Annotated in this window: 15 protein-coding genes; 8 read left to right on the forward strand and 7 right to left on the reverse strand. The window is 42.2% G+C overall.

Going from position 1 to position 18,526, the window contains the following annotated elements; translation table 11 throughout:
• Window position 1 precedes the first annotated feature (1 nt).
• Window positions 2-577 carry a DUF1634 domain-containing protein gene (locus RM347_RS30025; protein WP_322715614.1) on the forward strand — a complete coding sequence of 192 codons (576 nt, stop codon included), beginning with the start codon at window positions 2-4 and terminating at the stop codon, window positions 575-577.
• Between the two features lie 91 nt (window positions 578-668).
• Here RM347_RS30025 and RM347_RS30030 read toward each other — a convergent pair whose 3' ends face one another.
• Complete coding sequence (locus tag RM347_RS30030; protein WP_322715615.1) at window positions 669-941, reverse strand: hypothetical protein; 273 nt, start codon at window positions 939-941, stop codon at window positions 669-671.
• A 503-nt stretch (window positions 942-1,444) separates the two neighbouring features.
• Between RM347_RS30030 and RM347_RS30035 the strand changes: the two genes are divergently transcribed.
• Window positions 1,445-1,906 (forward strand): hypothetical protein, encoded by a 462-nt coding sequence (locus RM347_RS30035; protein ID WP_322715616.1) that lies wholly within the window; start codon window positions 1,445-1,447, stop codon window positions 1,904-1,906.
• 17 nt (window positions 1,907-1,923) lie between these two features.
• Here the strand turns inward: RM347_RS30035 and RM347_RS30040 are convergent, their stop codons facing one another.
• Together RM347_RS30040 and RM347_RS30045 are read right to left on the reverse strand one after the other, a co-directional pair.
• Complete coding sequence (locus RM347_RS30040) at window positions 1,924-2,163, reverse strand: hypothetical protein (protein WP_322715617.1); 240 nt, start codon at window positions 2,161-2,163, stop codon at window positions 1,924-1,926.
• Window positions 2,164-2,303: 140 nt separating this feature from the next.
• Window positions 2,304-3,650: a DUF58 domain-containing protein gene (locus RM347_RS30045; protein WP_322715618.1), complete on the reverse strand. Its 1,347-nt coding sequence runs from the start codon at window positions 3,648-3,650 to the stop codon at window positions 2,304-2,306.
• Between the two features lie 159 nt (window positions 3,651-3,809).
• Between RM347_RS30045 and RM347_RS30050 the strand changes: the two genes are divergently transcribed.
• Window positions 3,810-6,134, forward strand: a complete 2,325-nt coding sequence (locus RM347_RS30050; RefSeq protein WP_322715619.1) for a response regulator — start codon at window positions 3,810-3,812, stop codon at window positions 6,132-6,134.
• A gap of 121 nt (window positions 6,135-6,255) precedes the next feature.
• On the opposite strand, the gene RM347_RS30055 is transcribed toward RM347_RS30050, so the two are convergent.
• Window positions 6,256-6,693 carry a hypothetical protein gene (locus RM347_RS30055; protein ID WP_322715620.1) on the reverse strand — a complete coding sequence of 146 codons (438 nt, stop codon included), beginning with the start codon at window positions 6,691-6,693 and terminating at the stop codon, window positions 6,256-6,258.
• Window positions 6,694-7,268: 575 nt separating this feature from the next.
• Here RM347_RS30055 and RM347_RS30060 point away from each other — a divergent pair.
• The gene (locus tag RM347_RS30060) at window positions 7,269-12,845 is read left to right on the forward strand and encodes a PAS domain S-box protein (protein WP_322715621.1); all 5,577 of its coding nucleotides are present in this window, start codon (window positions 7,269-7,271) and stop codon (window positions 12,843-12,845) included.
• Between the two features lie 12 nt (window positions 12,846-12,857).
• Complete coding sequence (locus tag RM347_RS30065) at window positions 12,858-13,403, forward strand: hypothetical protein (RefSeq protein ID WP_322715622.1); 546 nt, start codon at window positions 12,858-12,860, stop codon at window positions 13,401-13,403.
• 178 nt (window positions 13,404-13,581) lie between these two features.
• Here RM347_RS30065 and RM347_RS30070 read toward each other — a convergent pair whose 3' ends face one another.
• The 3 genes from RM347_RS30070 to RM347_RS30080 form a co-directional block, all read right to left on the reverse strand.
• Window positions 13,582-14,064 (reverse strand): hypothetical protein, encoded by a 483-nt coding sequence (locus RM347_RS30070; RefSeq protein WP_322715623.1) that lies wholly within the window; start codon window positions 14,062-14,064, stop codon window positions 13,582-13,584.
• A 149-nt stretch (window positions 14,065-14,213) separates the two neighbouring features.
• A complete protein-coding gene (locus tag RM347_RS30075) occupies window positions 14,214-14,774 on the reverse strand; it encodes a hypothetical protein (protein WP_322715624.1) in 561 nt (186 codons plus the stop codon).
• A gap of 274 nt (window positions 14,775-15,048) precedes the next feature.
• The gene (locus RM347_RS30080; protein WP_322715625.1) at window positions 15,049-15,501 is read right to left on the reverse strand and encodes a cupin domain-containing protein; all 453 of its coding nucleotides are present in this window, start codon (window positions 15,499-15,501) and stop codon (window positions 15,049-15,051) included.
• A gap of 205 nt (window positions 15,502-15,706) precedes the next feature.
• Between RM347_RS30080 and RM347_RS30085 the strand changes: the two genes are divergently transcribed.
• The 3 genes from RM347_RS30085 to RM347_RS30095 all read left to right on the forward strand — a co-directional run.
• Complete coding sequence (locus RM347_RS30085) at window positions 15,707-17,245, forward strand: ATP-binding response regulator (protein ID WP_322715626.1); 1,539 nt, start codon at window positions 15,707-15,709, stop codon at window positions 17,243-17,245.
• Between the two features lie 191 nt (window positions 17,246-17,436).
• Entirely contained in the window at window positions 17,437-17,811 is a 375-nt protein-coding gene (locus RM347_RS30090; protein WP_322715627.1) for a response regulator, read from the forward strand.
• Between the two features lie 420 nt (window positions 17,812-18,231).
• On the forward strand, window positions 18,232-18,526 hold a 295-nt coding region (locus tag RM347_RS30095; RefSeq protein WP_322715628.1), incomplete at its 3' end, for a globin domain-containing protein.

Consider the following 18,526-nt stretch of genomic DNA (forward strand, 5'->3'; position numbering starts at 1 on the left):
AATGTATAAATTTAATAGTAGCTTTCGCTGGACATTCCTGGCACAGCCTGATCGGGAAGTGGTTACACTCACCTTACCGCAGAAAGATCCAGACTCTAATATCGAACAATTAGAACAGTCCACTAGCACAGTAGCACAATTGCCTAATAGCTGTGAGATTGATGCTAACAAGAATGTGACAAAAACATCAAGTGAGCAGCAATTAGAATATTTGCTCAGTAACCTCATGAAATATGGCGTTTTGATAGCTAGTGCTGTCGTTTTGCTGGGGGGTATACTCTACTTGATTCATCACGGTGCTGAACCTGCTGGTTATCACTTTTTTCGAGGAGAACCATCGGAATTTCGCTCACCAATAGGTGTAGTAAAAGCAGTTTTATCAGGTAGCGATGCCTACGATGGGCTACGCCTACGCGGCATTATTCAATTCGGACTTTTACTACTAATTGCTACTCCAATTGTGCGTGTTTTTATTTCTCTATTGGCTTTCCTCTTACAGCGAGAATTTATCTATGTGATTGTTACTTTATTAGTAATGGCTAGTCTGATTTACAGTCTTGTAGGAGCGTATTATTAGGAATATTCTCAAAGGTTAAGGAGTCAGTTTAACCTTTTATCCTTAACCTAAAAGTATTGTAATGCACCCGGCAATAATCTTTTTAAACCTATTACGATCCTTGCAAAAGGTCATTTATTGAACTTATACTCTGTTTAATTTGTTCTGTCAGAGAAGTTCTTAATAAGTCAAGGGTTCCGGCTGAAAAATTGAGTATCCCTAAAGCATATAATAGACTAGAAATCCCAATCAATAGAGCCAAAAATCTGCCAAAGCAACCGGGATTAATTTCAATAAAACCTAATTTAGATTGCCCAATGACAGCAATCGTTATAAAAACAATTCCTGCTATTAAAAATGTGCTATTTGGAGTTAAATCTGTCATTTTCCTATTAAGATGCCTCAGTAATTTTATTGTAGCTATTATTAGTTCAAATTTCTGCTCCGGCTATATACAAAAACATAAAAATTTTGCCACTCAACATTTATGCACCTCTACCCTAAGGAGGGTCTGGCTATTGCAGTATCGGTTTTAAATCTCATCGTGTGCTATGATTTAAAAAGATATATTTTGATTTTGCAACTTATTGAGCGATAAATAGCTTTGATTGTGTCAATTGTCTATAAATCGTTCTATTTCACTTAAATACCGAAGGAAAAAACCAGATTGTGCAAGAAGCGAACTGACTCATGCTTCTCTGGTAGAAATCAGATATTGTCAAGTTTGTAGCTGATTTAAACCTTAATTTTGCTTTTTACTATTTTGCTGAAACTAGGCAGTGGTAAAACTTTCAGCATCAAAAAGCCAAAATCTTATCACTCCTGTACTAGACTTTGCTTTAGTTTATATATTAAACTACACTAAGCCGATAGGAATAGTGGGTTTTTATGGAAAGCGTCCAAAACGTCAGTCAAGAGTTGAATGTAACAGGAGATACAGCCCTAGGGCAATCACAACAGTCTACTCCAGAAGAGTTCAAAAAAGACATTTTCAAAAAACTCAGAGGTGGATTTTTTCTGGTACTGGGATATCTGTTGTCACCATTATGTTGGTGGAATGACCTACTATTCAATCTGCCAATAGCTTATGGTTTTGGGTATGTATGTAGTTTACTTTCCCCAAAATTACTTCTACCTTGTTCAATTATAGGATACTGGCTCTCTAATATTGTGGGAATTCTCTTGATGCAATTCGGTTCTAAGGATATTTTCCAAAAAGAACCTCAAGAGCATAACCTCAAAAAAGAATTAGTCACGGGTCTAATTTCTTCAACAGCTTATACCCTGTTGATTATGCTATTGATCCAGTTGAAAATTCTCGATTCTCCCATTTTATTCTCCAACGGTTAATTTAGTTGATTACGTTTCTACAAATGAATCGATTGTAGGGTGATATCGTGTCCGGGTAAAGACTTGTCATTTAGCCGGCAGGGGACAGGGAGCAGGGCGAAAAAGGAAACGTAGAGGTGATAGCGTCCTGCTTCTGCCTTAAACCCGCTAGAACCATCGGCGGTTACGCGATCGCGAAATGTTGTCGGCGTCTCATTGAACTTACCGCTGGGATCTGATTTATTCCCATCGGTTGTCCATTTGCCTTTGATCATCATTGCCTCCTAACACAGGGCCTGTCTGTATACAAAATCTATGATTCTGAACTTTTGAGGATTATTTCAGTATTACGTCTTTGCTTTTCTGAAGGATGTTAATTTCTTAAAAATTCTTTACAAGCGAAGGCAGGAGTCATAATCTAAAGTTGATTTCGCGCTTTGAGTTGCAGATATCGCTCAACTAACTGATCGGCAATTTGATTGGCTGGTGCATCTAGTACCAATACACCTTTTTGTTTCAGTTGGGCAAATGCTACTTGTCGTTGCATTAATAAATCTAGTGCCACTGCACGTCCATAAGCACCTGTAACATCATCTGTGAAAGTGTGTGCTAAACGATCAACTTGCGGATCTCGCAGAGTCACGCAAAATGGAAGATAGCGGGGTGCTAGTTTGGAGAGTGCGGCTAGGAGTTCTGTAGAGGCAGTGACATCAACTAAATCGGTAATCACTACTACAAGCGCCCTCCGAGTTTGTCGCTGCAAAACATTTGTCACCGCTCCCAAATAATCAGATTCAAATAATACTGGTTGAATTGGAGTTAAGCGATCAATTAGCTGATTCAAATGATGTTGACCGCGTTCTGGGGGAATCCACGTATGCATCTGGCGGTCAAATACACCAACACCCACGCGATCGCCTCGATGTAAACCTGCCAAAGCCAAGGATAAAGTTGCATTCAAACCCCAGTCAAATCGCTGCAAACTCTGCACTTTTGCCGTCATCAACCGTCCGCGATCGAGTAAAATCAGCAATGTTTGTTCCTGTTCTGGTTCCAGAACCCTCACCAGTGGCGTTGCATTACCATAAGCGCCAACCCGACGGGCGGTAGCTTTCCAATCAATAAATCGCAAATCGTCACCAGTGCGATAATTTCGCAATTCGGCAAACTCTGTACCAATACCAGTTTTACGAGATTGGCGCATTGATCCCGATGATTGCAGTGTCAGACGAATTGTGAGCGATCGCAATCCCACTAAATCAGGATAAACTTTCACTGGCAGACTTTGAGGAATTTGCCAATCATCCCAAGCTAATCCCCAAATTCCCAACTGTCGGACTTGAATATTTCCCCAAGGAAACTCTCCCCGCTGTCTTGGGTGGACGGTATACTTCAATTCTTCGGTGCTGTTACTGGGAACAATAGCGCTCAGTGCAGGTGCAGACACGCCAAACCCTGTTGGGTAATAGTCGCGGATTTCAATTTGGGCGTTGGCATTCTGTGAAGTTATTTTTAGCACTACGGGATTATCCCGCCCAATGGATAATCGTGAGGGTAATTCGCGGGTAATTTGCACGCGAGAACGCCGCACCTGTAAACTATCTACGACCATTAATCCGAGAACGATGGCATCAAATAGCACAGTGATGGCGATGGTTGCTCTAATAGTGAGAAATAAGGATAGGATCGGGGCGTAGGCGTAGCCCGTCGTAGACATCGCTATACCTAAAACCAACAATAAATAAACTCGTTTGGAAGGAACCATTTTTTAGAGCGAGAAGTTAAGAGTTAGATATAAGGTGAATTTCAATGTAACCGAAATAAGAAGACTTGCTAACTTGTTATATTTTTTTATTGTAGAAAAATAGCCAACTACTGTACTATTTTTCTGGGTGAAGTAGCAAGTTATATTTTGGACGGGTGTATGAGAATCTTGCTAATCGAAGATGAAGAGATTTTAGCAAGTGTCTTGTTGAAGTCTCTTACTAAGCAACACTATGTTGTTGATGTAGTACAAGACGGACAAATGGGTTGGGAATACACGCAAAGTACGAACTACGATCTGCTCCTCATAGATGTAGGACTACCGAAACTGGACGGTATTACATTGTGTCAGCGGTTGCGTTCAGGTGGTTGTTTCACTCCCATTCTGCTGATGACGGCGAAAGATGGTAATAGAGAGCGGATTCAGGGACTTGATGCAGGTGCAGACGATTATCTGATCAAACCTTTAGATTTGGAAGAACTCCAAGCACGGATACGGGCGCTGATCCGTCGAGGCGATCGCCCTTGTACCCCAATACTGGAAGTAGGCGCACTGCGATTAGACCCTAGTAGTTGCGAGGTTACATATAACAACAAACCGCTGGAATTAACAGCCAAAGAATACAGTCTACTGGAGCTATTTTTACGGAATCCATCGCGTGTTTTTAGTCGGGGCGATATCATCGAGCACCTGTGGACTTTTGACGATCCACCCCAAGAGGAGACTGTAAAATCACATATCAAATACTTACGACAAAAGTTGAAAGCAGCTGGAGCAGTAGACTGGATTGAAAACGTTTATGGTTTGGGATATCGGCTGAAACCCGCTGCTGGAGGAGGAGGGCAGGGGGGCAGAGGGGCAGGGGAGCAGGGGGGGAAAGAAAAATTTATCCCTAGTCGTGATGTTGAGGAGCAGTTTCAGCAAGCAATGGGTGGCTTGTGGAAACAATATGAAGGGTTGATGGTGCAGCGGTTAACGGTACTGGAAGAATTAGCAGCAGCACTATCTGGTAAAACGCTGACTAAGGAGTTACGCCAATCGGCAGAACGAGAGGCGCACAAACTAGCTGGTGTCTTGGGGATGTTTGAGCAAGACAATGGCACTCAGATAGCGCGGAAAATTGAACAGATTTTAGGGAAAGATGGCGATTTGTCACCAAGTGAAAAACGGCAATTGCTGACGCTGATTGAAGATTTGGGTAATTTAATCAACCAGATGGGGCAAAATGTAGATAACCAAACTTCTGGTGCGATCGCAGAAGAAATTTGTACCCAATTAATATTGATTGACCCAAATCCGCAACTAGGTTCTCAGTTGCAACAACTCGTTGAGTGCATGGGTATGTGTTGGCAGCAAATCACCAACTTAGAGGATGCAAAAAACTTTCTACAAACCACATCACCAGACTTAGTGGTGCTAAATGTCGATGATTTAGGCTGGCGTAAAGAGAGTTTGGCACTACTTTCGGACTTAGCAACGCGTACCCCACCCGTACCCGTTCTGGTGCTGGCTGCAACTGATGAGTTAGTAGAACGCGTAACTTTGGCTCAGTACGGGGCGCGGGGTTTTTTGGTCAAGCCTGTAACAGCTGCTCAAGTTTGGGATGTTTCATCTCAACTATTACAACGAACTCGTTCTTTGCGCGTAAATATACTGGCAGTAGATGACGACCCACTAATTTTAGCAGCACTACGCCCAATGTTAGAGCCGTGGGGTATGCGGATGACAGGATTGGAAAATCCCCTACGTTTCTGGGAAGTACTGCAATCTACGACACCAGATTTGTTGATTTTGGATGTGGAAATGCCTCACATAAATGGTATCGAACTTTGCCGAGCAGTTCGTACAGATCCTCAATGGCAGGAATTACCGATTGTGTTTCTGACTGCTCACCGAGAGATGGAAACTGTGCAGCAAGTGTTTGCTGTTGGAGCAGATGATTATGTGGTTAAACCTGTTGTTGGGGCAGAACTGTTGGCACGCATTACCCATCGCTTAGAACGCAGCCGTTTACTTCAGTCACTTTCTACCAAAGATCCCTTAACCGGACTAGCAAATCAGTTTCAGTCTAACCGCGATTTGCAGCACCTAATTGCTCAAGCCGAGAAAAATCAGCAATCTGTTTGCTTAGTAATCTTAAGCGTGACTGATTTTCGTCAAATTAATCTTAAGTACGGTCATCAGGCTGGAAACCAGGTATTGCAAAGATGGAGTCGTTTATTCCAATCGGCATTTTGCAGTGGTGAAGTGCTAGGTTATTGGGGTAACGGAGACTTTGTAGTGGGAGTTTCTGGGTTAACAAAAACAGAAGTAAACCATCGCCTCAATGAGATTTTAACTACTATCCGCCAGCAAATATTCACGGGCTTCGATGGCGATCGCTTTCAGGTAATGTGTAATTTTGCTGTAGTTGAATACCCCAGTGATGGACTAACGATCCAATCTTTATACCAAGTCGGTAGTAACGCTGGGCGTAATTCGTAATTCTTCATACTCTTAGTAAAATTTATTAAATCTGATTCATTTGCTTTTTTAAGCATAAAGGGAGCGATAGAACCAGAATTAGACCATTAGTGCTATGGCGCTAATGGCCTAATTCTATGACCTATTGAAAATCAAAACCCTGAATTTGAATGGATGAAACCTTTCCATCAAGCCCATTGTCATGCGAATGTTCTACCTTGACATATTCATTTTCAAAAGAATTTTCAAAAGTACCTACAACCAAATCCTTGGGAGTTTTTTGTTTGACTTTAATTGTGGTGTAATCATCATCTAAGGCAGCATCTGGGCTGTCATAAACTCTAATTATTGTGAATGGTGCAACCTCACTGAGTTTTAATGAACGAGCTTCATCATTTGGGCTAACTCTACCTGCATAATCAGGTCTATCAGAATAGCTACCTAGAGTATCTTGTTGTCCTCCATTACCTTCATATAGCGTAATTGTACCCGCATACGCTGGTGTAGAAATGGCTAAACTCAAAGTGAAAATAAGTAATGCAAGACCAAAAACAGCTAGTTTAATACTACGTTTTAGCATGAAACAGATTCTCCTTTGTAGATAACACAATCAGTGAGCTTTAGGATTAGCTCTCATGTTCATTACCATTTCAAATTTTTAATAAAAATACAAGAGCTATCCAACAAACATGCAACAAACTTATAAAATGCTGTTAATAGCACAATCGATCTTTAAGTCCGTTGACAGGGCATCTTATTGCTCTTATTCGGAGAGCGTTGTTATGCCATTTCACGAAAACCTTTTTACATAATAAATTTCTCATAGGGATGCATTTAGAGCTATGCACCCCTAGAAATGTATTTGTATCAGCTTCAAGTCGATAGTATTAATTGTTGCTTTAACCATACTTGTAGTTGGCTACGCTTACGCATTTGCTATTTCGGCGTTCGGCACTGTCCACCTTGCACTACCAAGATTTATCCTACGTAGGTAAAATTTTAAAGATAATATGTAGTTTTGCTGTAGTTGAATATTCCAGTCATGGACTAACGATACAATCACTATACAGATTTATTAGTTACTTACATAGCACATAATCATTATTTTGTAAAATATTTAATTCATAATAATTACGAATTTAAGAGGAATCGTTGATGAGTACACAACAGCTAGAGCAAGTAAAGCAATTGCAAACCACTGTGAACAAGATGGAAGTAACACTGGGTGCGATCGCTGATGCTGTAGTCTGGGTGGGAGAAGACCGACTCATTCAATGGTGCAATTCTAGCTTTGAGTCTCTGGTAAACCAATCTCACAGCACTGTTTGTGGTGCGAAGTTAACTGACTTACTACCCCTAACACAGGCTGGACAACCAGTTGCTTTGCCCTGCTATCCTGATGTGCAGATACTCAACGGGGAGTATGAAACAACAAGTTATCAGCTACAGCAAGATCAGCAAATAACACTACAAATCTCCGGTAGCTGTACCGGACTGACTGACGATCGCTGTGCAATACTGGTGATTCGGGATATCACGCTGACTCAACGAACCCAAGAATCGTTACAAGAGATTGAGGAGCGGTTGCAAACATTAATTAACGCTACACCCGATATTATCTGTTTAAAAGACGGCGAAGGAAAATGGTTGCTGTCAAATCAGGCTAACCTGGAATTTTTAGAGCTACAAGGCGTTGATTATCAAGGCAAAAAAGACTCAGAACTGGCAGAATTTAGTAATTTTTATCACGATGCTTTGCTCAACTGCGATAAAACAGATGAACAAGCTTGGCAATTGGGATGTGTGCATCGGGTAGAAGAAGCTGTTCCTCGTCCTGATGGGACAGTGAGCAGTTTAGATATGATTAAAGCTCCCCTATTTCATCAGGATGGTAGACGAAAAGCTCTGGTGGTTTTAGGGCGGGATCTGAGCGAACGCAAACAAACCCAAGTAGCTTTAGAAAACTCTCTGTCTTTATTAAGCGCTATCTTTGAATCGATTCAAGATGGTATATTAGTAGTCGATAGCTCAAGTAATATCACTAGTTACAACCAAAAGTTCTTAGAAATGTGGTCAATTCCACCAGAACTTTTGACGGAACCAGATCATCCTCAGCGACTAGCGTATCTGGCAAACCAACTAAAAGACCCTGATGCGTTTTTGCAACGAGTCCGAGAACTATACTCACAGCCGGAATTAGTTAGTTACGACTGGTTAGAATTAGAAGATGGCAGAGTATTTGAGCGCTACTCTTGTCCTCAGCGCATCGGCGAACAGATTATTGGTAGAGTGTGGAGCTTCCGCGACATCACCCAACGTCAAAGGGCAGAAGCAGCACTGCGACAAAGTGAATTACAATACCGCAGTATTTTTGAAGCAATCAATGATGGACTATTTATTACTGAGATAGAGACTGAAAAAGTTGCCGAAGTTAATCCCGCTGCTTGTCAGATGCACGGTTACTCTTATGAAGAATTTCTCTCTTTACATCCATCTGTTTATATTCACCCAGACTCACATTCTGTTTTTGTAGAGTTTGTAGAGAAAACACGATCTGGTGAACAATTTTATGGACAAGCAGTTGATATCTGCAAGGATGGCACTTTAATAAATGTGGAAGTCAAAGGCACGACTTGCATTTATAATGGCAAGCGACACATCTTAGCAATAGTGCGGGATATTACTGCTCGCAAACGCACTGAGGAAGCCTTACGTCAAAGCGAAGTCCAGTACCGCGATTTGGTGCAAACAGCCAACTGCATCATTCTGCGTTGGGACGGCAATGGTGACATCATATTTTTAAATGACTACGGTCAAAGGCTTTTTGGTTTCGATATAGATGAGATTACAGGACGTAATGTTATCGGTACAATTGTTCCAGAAACCGAAACTTCTGGGCGCGATTTACAGACATTAATGGTTGATATTTGTCAGCACCCAGACAACTATCTATTCAACGAAAACGAGAACTTATGTAAAAATGGCGATCGCGTCTGGATAGTCTGGGCCAATAAACCCATTTTAGATGCACAAGGAAACTTAATTGAAATTCTTTCAGTAGGCACTGATGCTACAGAACGCAAACGTGCCGAAGCAGCCCTGCAAGAGAGTGAGTTAAAATTCCGTAGCATTGTCGAAAATGCCAACGATCTAATATTTGTCCTCTCGCCAGAGGGAATTTTTACTTATCACTCGCCGAATGTGACTGCACTTATGGGTTACAGGCTAGAGGAAATCGAAGGTCATTCTGTGGTGGAGTTTACCAAACCTGAAGATTTAGCAATTAGCGTCACCGCCTTACAAAGGGCTTTAACTGGCGAAAAGCTGACTGATATTGAAGTGCGATTGCGGCACAAAGATGGTAACTGGCGATGGTTCAACTTTAACACTTCAACAATTAACACTCCCAATGGTGAAATGGCCATTGCGGGTGTCGGACGCGACATCACAGAACGCAAGCAAGTAGAAGAAGCTTTGCGTCGTAGTGAAATGAAATACCGCAATATCTTTGAAAATTCCCAAGTGGGAATTTTTCGTACCTGCCAAAAAGATGGATTGATTATCGATGCTAATCAACGTGGTGCTGAGATATTAGGTTTTACCTCTGCTGCTGGCTTAATTGGCAAGTATTTCACAACTGATTTATATGTCAATCCAGAAGATCGGGTGCAAATGTTAGCAGAGTTAGAAGAGTCCGGCGAAGTTCGCAATTTTGAAGTAGCACTGCGACGCTTGGATGGATCTGTTGTTTGGGTACTGTTGTCACTCCGTCTCAACGCCGAAGAATCCTGTTTGGATTCTGTTTTTACAGATATTAGCGATCGCAAACAGCAAGAACAAGCTTTACGCTTAATTGTTGAGGGCACAGCAGCTAAAACAGGTGATGAATTCTTTAATTCTTGCGTTCGTTACCTTGCCGAAGTCTTGCAAGTTCAATATGCCCTAGTCACTGAGTTTGATGATGAGCCAAAAACTAGAGTCCGCACTTTGGCATTTTGGTGTTGTGGGGCTATTAACGAGAACTTGGAGTATGATTTGCACGGTACTCCTTGTGAACATACCTTGCGAGGCAACCTCTGTCACTATCCTCAAGCAGTACAAGCTGCTTTCCCAGAAGATGCAGATTTAGTGAAGATGAATGCCGAAAGTTTTTTTGGCGTTCCTCTCACCAGTTCATCCGGCGAAATCATCGGACATCTAGCAGTGATCGATGTCAAACCAATGAAACACGATCCTGGAAGAGAACTGATTGTCAAAATCTTTGCTGCCCGTGCCGGTGCCGAATTAGAACGGAAACAAGCAGAAGCAGCTCTACAGCAAAGCGAGTTAAAGTTTCGCACTATCGTCGAAAAGGTCAACGATGTGCTGTTTGTCATCAATCCTGATGGGGTATTCAACTATATTTCTCCTAATATATTGAATACTACCGGATTTGCCCCCAGCGAAATGGAGGGTAATTCCTTGGCATTCTTTACTCACCCAGATGATGTGCCAAAATGTTTAGAAGTCGCCCAAAGTATCCTGGCAACAGGTGAAGGAGTTTCGGGTACTGAATACCGCGCTAAACATCGTAGTCGGGACTGGGTTTGGCTAACTTCTAATGCAGTCCGCACACAAGATGCCCAAGGTAACTTCCAGATTGTGGGTGTAGCTCGTGATATTAGCGATCGCAAACAAGCAGAAGCAGCCTTGCAACGTCGCGCCCAACTAGAAAGTGTCCTCAGCAGTATTTCCCGCCATTTTATCGATCAAGATATAGATACAGCAATTGATTTTACCCTCCAAGCGATCGCTCAATTCATTAATGCTGAACGGTGCGCCATTTTTGAGTTATCTTATGAGCCACACGAAGTCAACTTAGTCAATGAATGGTGCGCTGCTAATATTGAACCATTAATCGGCAATGCCAGAAAGGGGAATTTAGAAGTTTTTCCCCTACTTGCGCCAATGCTTGTAGGCAAAAATTGTGCGCTGCCATCTATCGCTGATTTGCCACCCGATGCTCCTGAGAAAGAATTCTTTAAAAGTCAGTCAATTAAATCTGCGCTCGGTGTTCCAATGGTTCATTCTGGTAAAGTAGTTGGGTTTATTGCCGCAGATACGATTAACTATACGAAAACCTGGAACCAAGAAGATATTAATCTATTAAAACTGGTAGGTGAAATAATTGCGATCGGTCGAGCTAGGCATCAAGCAGAAGAAGCGCTGAGAATTGCCAAAGAAGCCGCCGAAACTGCCAACCGAGCCAAAAGTGCTTTTTTGGCTAATATGAGTCACGAACTCCGCACCCCTCTAAATGCGATTCTGGGTTTTTCCCAATTAATGGAGCGAGACACTGGTCTGAACTCAAAACAGCGTGAATCTTTAGCTACCATTAACCGCAGTGGAGAACACTTGCTCAACCTAATTAACGATGTCCTAGAAATGTCCAAAATTGAGGCTGGACAAATCATTTTCAACCCTGAAGACTTCGACCTTTATCTGCTATTGCAAACATTACAAGAAATGTTCCAAGTGCGGACGCAAGCGAAGCAATTGTTTCTCAGATTTGAAATGGCTGCCAATCTCCCCCGTTACATCCAAACAGATGAAGGTAAACTCCGCCAAGTACTAATCAATCTTTTAGGTAACGCCGTCAAGTTTACTCAGACTGGGGGAGTAACGTTGCGGGTAAGAATGGGGACTGGGGAGCAGGGAGCAGGAGAAGAAGCAAGGGAGCTCTTAGCTGGGAGCAAGGGAGAAGAATTTTCCCCTCTGCCCCCCGCACCCTGCCCCTCTGCCTCTTCCCAATCCCTACACTTTGAAGTCGAAGACACTGGACGGGGAATAGCACCAGAAGAAATGAATAACCTGTTTCAGCCTTTTGTCCAGACCACAAGTGGTATTCAAACCAAAGAGGGAACTGGACTAGGACTGACTATCAGCCGTCAATTTGTGCGGTTGTTGGGGGGCGATATTCATTTGACGAGTAGCGTTGGGGAAGGATCTACTTTTAGCTTTGACATCCAAGTGAATTTAGCTGGAGCTTTAAAAGCTGCACCAAAATTGAGTAAGGGACGAGTGCTCAAGCTAGCAGCAGACCAACCTTCTTACCGTATTCTCGTAGTGGATGACCGTAAAGAAAACCGCGATCTAATTGTGCAACTTCTTGGTAGCATTGGTTTTGAAATCGAAGCTGCGACTAATGGACAAGAAGCGATCGCAATTTGGCAAACCTGGCAACCTCACCTAATTTGGATGGATATGCGGATGCCTGTAATAAACGGCTACGATGCAACTAAAGAGATTAGAGCCAGGGAAAAAAATACAACTACAAATTTCCGCACTGTAATTATTGCTCTAACTGCGAGTGCTTTTGAAGAACAACAGGCAAGTATCTTAGCCGCAGGTTGCGACGACTTGGTTCGTAAGCCATTCCGAGAGCAAGTGATTTTTGAAAAGATCGCTGAATATTTGCACGTGCGCTATATCTGTGCAGAAGACAGCAGTGAAGATGCAATAGACAACAACCTAAACAATATTCAATCTACTATCTTGGATCTTCGCTCTGCAATTACCATTATGCCTATCCAATGGGTAACAGAACTTAATCAGGCAGCCATTGAAGTCGATGCTGAAAGGATTTTCCAACTAATTGAGCAAATTCCACAAACTCATTCTGCTTTGGCAGAAAAATTGGCAAACTTAGTACGCAGTTTCTGCTTCGATGAAATTATCGACCTAACTGAGTAAAATATACAATTTATGAATAGCAAAACTAAACTTTTGACTTTTGCCACCGTAATACTGGCAGTTTCTTCTCTGACTGTCAGCACAGTTGTAGCAAAAGCGAAACTAACGAATCAGTCAAAACTTTTTATCAACGGCATCGGCACAGTACAAGTTGGCATGACTGTCCCCCAAGCGGCAAAGGCTGCTGGTACTAAGCTAGTGGGCGATTCACCAAATAACAATTGCTATTATGTTAAGCCACAAAATGAACCCAAAAATCTTTCGTTCATGGTGACAGGAGGTCGCATTTCTAGAGTAGATGTGCGGGAAAATACCCAAATTACTACCCTCAAAGGTGCAAAAATTGGCGACACCGAAGCGCAAATCAAGTCCCTTTACCCAGGACAGATTCAAGTCACACCTCATAAATACGTCCAAAATGGACATTATCTAACTTTCATCCCGAAAGACCGCAGCGATCGCAACTATCGTGTAGTCTTTGAGACTGATGGTAAGCTTGTGACTGAGTTCAGAGCGGGTAAATTGCCAGAAGTCGAATATGTTGAGGGCTGTTCTTAATTTAACTATTTCACCGTCAGTCCTTTTAACCGAAAAATGGAGATGTAGCAATCTTGAATCATTAGACTTCTTGTAGAAGTGGGGAAAAGGGTAAGCGGGAAAGGGGAAAGGGATGGAATTTTTTTTCCCTTTCCCTGCCTCACTTCTCCTGTCGGAGACGCTGCGCGTGTCTGCTTCATCAAGTTGTTGCTAAAGCTGGTTCTGCCAAAAAATATTTCAGATTTTCTTGCTGAGTGGCAAATTTTAAATATTGAGCTGCCATTTCTGGTGTTAGCAATTCAATCATTAATCTGTTTTCCACCCAAAACTCAATCACATCAAAGAAAGAATCGCGGTTACAGCGCACTACACGCCAACCTTCACGGACACCGATTTGTTCAATTTCTTTCTGGCTGATGGGCACAGAAATAGCTGCATGAATATCTGTATAAATAGAGGTAATTGCAGTACGGACAAATACGCATTCTTCATCATTTTCACCAGGTTCAATTTGAGAGCCTAAAGGATATAGTTCAATGGCTGTACCGTATTCATCAAAAGGTATAACCATATAACTTCCTGGGTTAGGAGGAAAGGGAACAGCTTGCGCTTTTAAGATTTCCGCCAGAACTTGAGCAACGTGGCTAGGGTTTTTAACAGCAATTGAAATATGGTGAATCATGGAATAACCTCAGTTCGATATTTTGTAGATTAGAAAACAATCGGGGAGAACTAGGGGAGTTAGGGGAGGCAGGGGGCAGGGGAGGCAGGGGAGGGAAAAAATGCTTAACCTAACGTATTGGGTTATATGCAACTTGAATGCTCATTAGCTTACTGAGGTCGTCCGTAATGAGCGCGACCCTGGCCATCGGCAGTCTCAAGTACTAATACTTGCTGTCCATATTCATTCGTCTCAATCGACCACTCGTAAGTCTCAGGCTTTGCTGTATTGCGGCTGGAGTAGGTGCGCCCGCTATTGCAGATTTGCCCTTTGGATGTGCTGTCGCTAGGTTGGAAAGTAAGGCGTTGAGCCTCAATCTTAACTTTGCCTTTTTCTTCTATGAATAGGTTAGAAGCACAGTTGTAGGTGTTAATCTGAATTAGCCTATTTCGCTTGTACTCACCGTTAGATGTAAGTTGGAATTGATCGCTAGAGCCGTTTGGAGCTGCTGACTGCCCTGTGTAACTGTCTTGGTATTGGATGGACGAAATTCGACCATACCGCCACTCGCCCTGGAGTTCAGCAGGCACTCCAGTATCGTTTTTACCCGCCTGACTCGCGTTTGGGTAAAAAACAAGGCTAGCGGTGAGGCCCAAACTTAGGGCACTAGCAGCAAAAAGGCGGACAGCTTTTGGCATGGAATAGAGTTGGTTGTTTGTTATTGAGTACATAAGACTTTTCTAGAAAATAGATTTATTTATTAAGGAAAGCGATTTAGAATGCGAAGTCTGCGTGTTTATATATAGCCTTTCCCAGCATGGATTTACAGATGTGCATTGGTGTCAACTTAAGCCTAAATCCCTTTAAAATCTCGTTTCCAGCCTCTGGCTGGAAATGCTCATCATTGGATTGAGGCGGAGCCTGCTATAGGCATTCCCAGTCAGAGACAGGGAACGAGAAGTTGACATGTATGACAGATGTGCGCCCCGCATCCAAACGAAAAGTTCACGCAAGAAACTGCAATCCATACTTGTTCAAAACAGGCTGTACTTTTTCCATGTTTAACGATGAACTATCTGCTACTTGACCCATTTCTTCATAAAAGTTTTTTGCACCTTTAGGTGAAATTAAAGCCAGAAATTTAGCAGTAGCAGAACGAATCTTGAAGGCGTGTGGTGCATTGTGAGGAATATTAACGAAAAAGCCTGGTGATGCCAAAATTGTTTCTGTACCAACTTGGATGTCTAGTTCTCCTTCTAGAACATAAAATGCTTCTTCCCAAGGGTGAGTATGCAGTGGCGGCCCATTTTCTTCTGTATCTGTAATTTCATAAATTGTCCAAGCTTGATTTGTCTCTTCACCGGTTACTTTTGTTGTGAAATGTGTACCAAGAATTGAGAATTGATTACCTTCTCCTGGTGCAATAATAGTTGCTTTACGGATGGTTGAACTTTGCATACAAGTTACTCCTTGTTCTGTAATTTGGTAAGTTTAATTTGCAAACTTGATTTGATGCTTTTAACATTAGAAATTAATCGGGGAGAACTAGGGGAGATAAATGGGTAATTAAAATTTTTTTTGTAACTGATTATTAAGACATTGAACTAAGGTTAAAATCTCTAGAAAGAATTAGTAGCCTATTCTGGCTAAAGTCGATATTGCCATGCCTAAAGAGTCACTCAACTTTCCCAAAGCAGACATACTGGTGATTGATGACACGCCAGAAAACCTGAATCTTCTATCTGCCATGCTGACGGAACAGGGATATAAAGTTCGGAGTGTAACTAAAGGTTCTACAGGGTTACGGGGAGCAAATGCAGTTCCTCCTGACTTGATTTTGCTGGATGTGAATATGCCTGAGATGAATGGCTATGAAGTCTGCCAACACCTGAAGGCAAGCGATCGCACGCGCGAAATTCCGGTAATTTTTATCAGCGCTTTGGGTGATGTACTGGATAAGGTGAAAGCCTTTGCAGTTGGTGGGGTGGACTATATCACTAAGCCTTTTCAACTAGAGGAGGTTTTAGCACGAATTGAAAATCACTTGACGATTTGGAAACTGCAACAACAACTCCAAGCTCAAAATGAGCGGTTGCAGCAGGAAATTTCTGAACGCGCCAAAGCAGAAGAGAAGTTTGCTAAAGTATTTCGCTCTAGTCCCAATCCGATCGCGATCGCTACAATTTCAGAAGCTCGTTTTATTGATGTCAATCCCAGTTTCTTGAAGATGAGCGGCTATTGTCTAGAAGAAGTGATTGGAGATACAGCTGCTGATCTTAATTTGGGTAAAAACACAGTCGCGATCGCCCAAACAATTCAACTTCTGCCGGAAACTGGGTCACTATACAATCTGGAATTTGAATTTTCTACTAAGTCTGGAGAACTCAAAACCATACTAATATCTCTCGAATTGATTGATTTAGCTGGAGTGCCGTGTGCTTTATTAATTGCCAATGACATCACCGAACGCAAACGCCTAGAAAACGAATTTATCTCTTTAGTTAGTCATGAATTGCGTACACCTTTAAGTTCCACAATGGGAGCATTAGATTTACTAGGTTCAGGACAACTAGGAACTCTGACCGAACAGGGACAAAAAGTCTTGAGTATTGCCACCACTAATACTGAACGCCTGATTCGTTTGGTGAACGATATTCTCGATTTAGAGCGGATGAAATCGGGCAAAATCTTCACGCGGAAGACAAAGTGCAACGCCGCAGACTTGCTAATTATGGCAACGGAAGCAATGCAAGCAATGGCAGATAAATTACAAGTCAGACTGATTATAAGTCCTGTAGCAGTTGAACTTTGGGCAGATCCCGATCGCCTCCTACAAACCCTGACTAATTTACTGAGCAACGCGATTAAGTTTTCTGAACCAGGCGATACCGTGTGGATAAGTGCTACTCTCTCAGAATCTAAAGGCGTTGAGTCTGAAGAAAATCAGCTTTCATCACCCAACTTCCTTCTGATTACTATCCAAGATGAAGGGCGAGGAATTCCTGAAGATAAATTACAAATAATCTTCGAGCGCTTTCAGCAGGTAGATGCATCCGACTCCCGCAACAAAGGAGGAACAGGTTTAGGACTTGCCATTTGCCGAGATATCATACAGCAACATGATGGGAAAATCTGGGTTCAGAGCATTTTAGGCAAAGGTAGCACCTTTTATGTGCTGTTACCCTTACCAGTCTCTCAATAGCAGCTTTTAATCAGGGAACTTCAAAAATTAAATTACTCAATTTCTCCATCCAAGACGACTATTCAGATATCTTCTCCCCCTGCTCCCTGCCTCCTCTTCCCCCACTTCCCCCACTTCTCCCCGATTGCATTCTAGAATAGCTGAAGACGAATCAAGCTAATCAGCATCACATATCATGCGAGAGTGACAAAATGAGCAGAAATATCTTGATTGTTGATGATGAAGAAGATGTACAAGCGATCGCAAAATTGGGATTAGAAATGGGTGCTGGTTGGAACGTGTTGACTGCTTGTTCTGGTCGGGAAGCGTTGAATGTAGCTGCCAACTCTAAACTTGATGTCATTTTACTAGATATGATGATGCCTGATATGGATGGGCGTGCCACCCTGCAACAACTGAAGGCTAACCCCGTCACTAAGTCAATTCCAGTAATTTTACTAACTGCCAAAGTCCAAGAGTCGGATCAAGAGAGTTTTACTGGTTTAGATGTAGCTGCTATATTTGCCAAGCCTTTTCGTCCCCTGAAACTAGCAGCGCAAATCAGTGAAGCATTGGGCTGGGGCTGATCATGAATTAGATAGTTACAACTGCATCTATACAAAAAAATTGAATTCTATAAGTCATATCATGTCCGCATAACTAGTTACGATTTCCACAGTCATTGCACCCCACCCCCAACCCCTCCCCGCTTGCGGGGAACTCGGGGCCCCCTCTGGGGATTAGGGGCAGGGAGACAAAGCATAGCTTTGGCGGGGTGGGGAACTCCTGGTTTAATAAGCAATCAAGCGGACATGATATCAATGTAACTTTTCAACGGAAGTTACCCCCAGAGAACAATACTACAAGAAATACAGCGATTGGGACATTAGTTATGTATCAAATTGCTGTATTGCTTATAAAATAAGGGTTTAAGCCATTTTCTACTACAATTATCTAAGGAAACTTCCATTAAAATATGGTAAATAACCATAACTACGAATATAAATATGACATCATCTTATTCAAATTTACGCATTGAACTTGTTGAAATTAGCTTTGAGAAAATCAAACCTCTTGCTGAAGGATTTGCCTCTAGTTTTTACCAAAATCTCTTTGAAACTTATCCCGAAACTCAAGGTTTGTTTGGCAAAACTGATATGAATAAGCAAGAGAAAAAACTTATTAGTTCTCTCGTCCTATTAGTAGAAGGTTTACGCACGCCCGAAGCTTTAGTTCCAGTTCTCAAAAATTTAGGTGCTAGACATAAAGGCTATGGCACACTCACAGAATATTATCCCCTTG

It is taken from the genome of Nostoc sp. ChiQUE02 (genome assembly GCF_034531305.2).
Lineage (GTDB): Bacteria > Cyanobacteriota > Cyanobacteriia > Cyanobacteriales > Nostocaceae > Nostoc.

Excerpts from the sequence above, each read along its gene's own strand:
- RM347_RS30030 (WP_322715615.1), bottom strand. The coding sequence starts at position 941 with ATGACAGATTTAACTCCAAATAGCACATTTTTAATAGCAGGAATTGTT.
- RM347_RS30055 (WP_322715620.1), bottom strand. The coding sequence starts at position 6,693 with ATGCTAAAACGTAGTATTAAACTAGCTGTTTTTGGTCTTGCATTACTT.
- RM347_RS30090 (WP_322715627.1), top strand. The coding sequence starts at position 17,437 with ATGAGCAGAAATATCTTGATTGTTGATGATGAAGAAGATGTACAAGCG.
- RM347_RS30045 (WP_322715618.1), bottom strand. The coding sequence starts at position 3,650 with ATGGTTCCTTCCAAACGAGTTTATTTATTGTTGGTTTTAGGTATAGCG.
- RM347_RS30080 (WP_322715625.1), bottom strand. The coding sequence starts at position 15,501 with ATGCAAAGTTCAACCATCCGTAAAGCAACTATTATTGCACCAGGAGAA.
- RM347_RS30065 (WP_322715622.1), top strand. The coding sequence starts at position 12,858 with ATGAATAGCAAAACTAAACTTTTGACTTTTGCCACCGTAATACTGGCA.
- RM347_RS30050 (WP_322715619.1), top strand. The coding sequence starts at position 3,810 with ATGAGAATCTTGCTAATCGAAGATGAAGAGATTTTAGCAAGTGTCTTG.
- RM347_RS30040 (WP_322715617.1), bottom strand. The coding sequence starts at position 2,163 with ATGATGATCAAAGGCAAATGGACAACCGATGGGAATAAATCAGATCCC.
- RM347_RS30070 (WP_322715623.1), bottom strand. The coding sequence starts at position 14,064 with ATGATTCACCATATTTCAATTGCTGTTAAAAACCCTAGCCACGTTGCT.
- RM347_RS30085 (WP_322715626.1), top strand. The coding sequence starts at position 15,707 with ATGCCTAAAGAGTCACTCAACTTTCCCAAAGCAGACATACTGGTGATT.
- RM347_RS30035 (WP_322715616.1), top strand. The coding sequence starts at position 1,445 with ATGGAAAGCGTCCAAAACGTCAGTCAAGAGTTGAATGTAACAGGAGAT.
- RM347_RS30060 (WP_322715621.1), top strand. The coding sequence starts at position 7,269 with ATGAGTACACAACAGCTAGAGCAAGTAAAGCAATTGCAAACCACTGTG.
- RM347_RS30075 (WP_322715624.1), bottom strand. The coding sequence starts at position 14,774 with ATGTACTCAATAACAAACAACCAACTCTATTCCATGCCAAAAGCTGTC.
- RM347_RS30025 (WP_322715614.1), top strand. The coding sequence starts at position 2 with ATGTATAAATTTAATAGTAGCTTTCGCTGGACATTCCTGGCACAGCCT.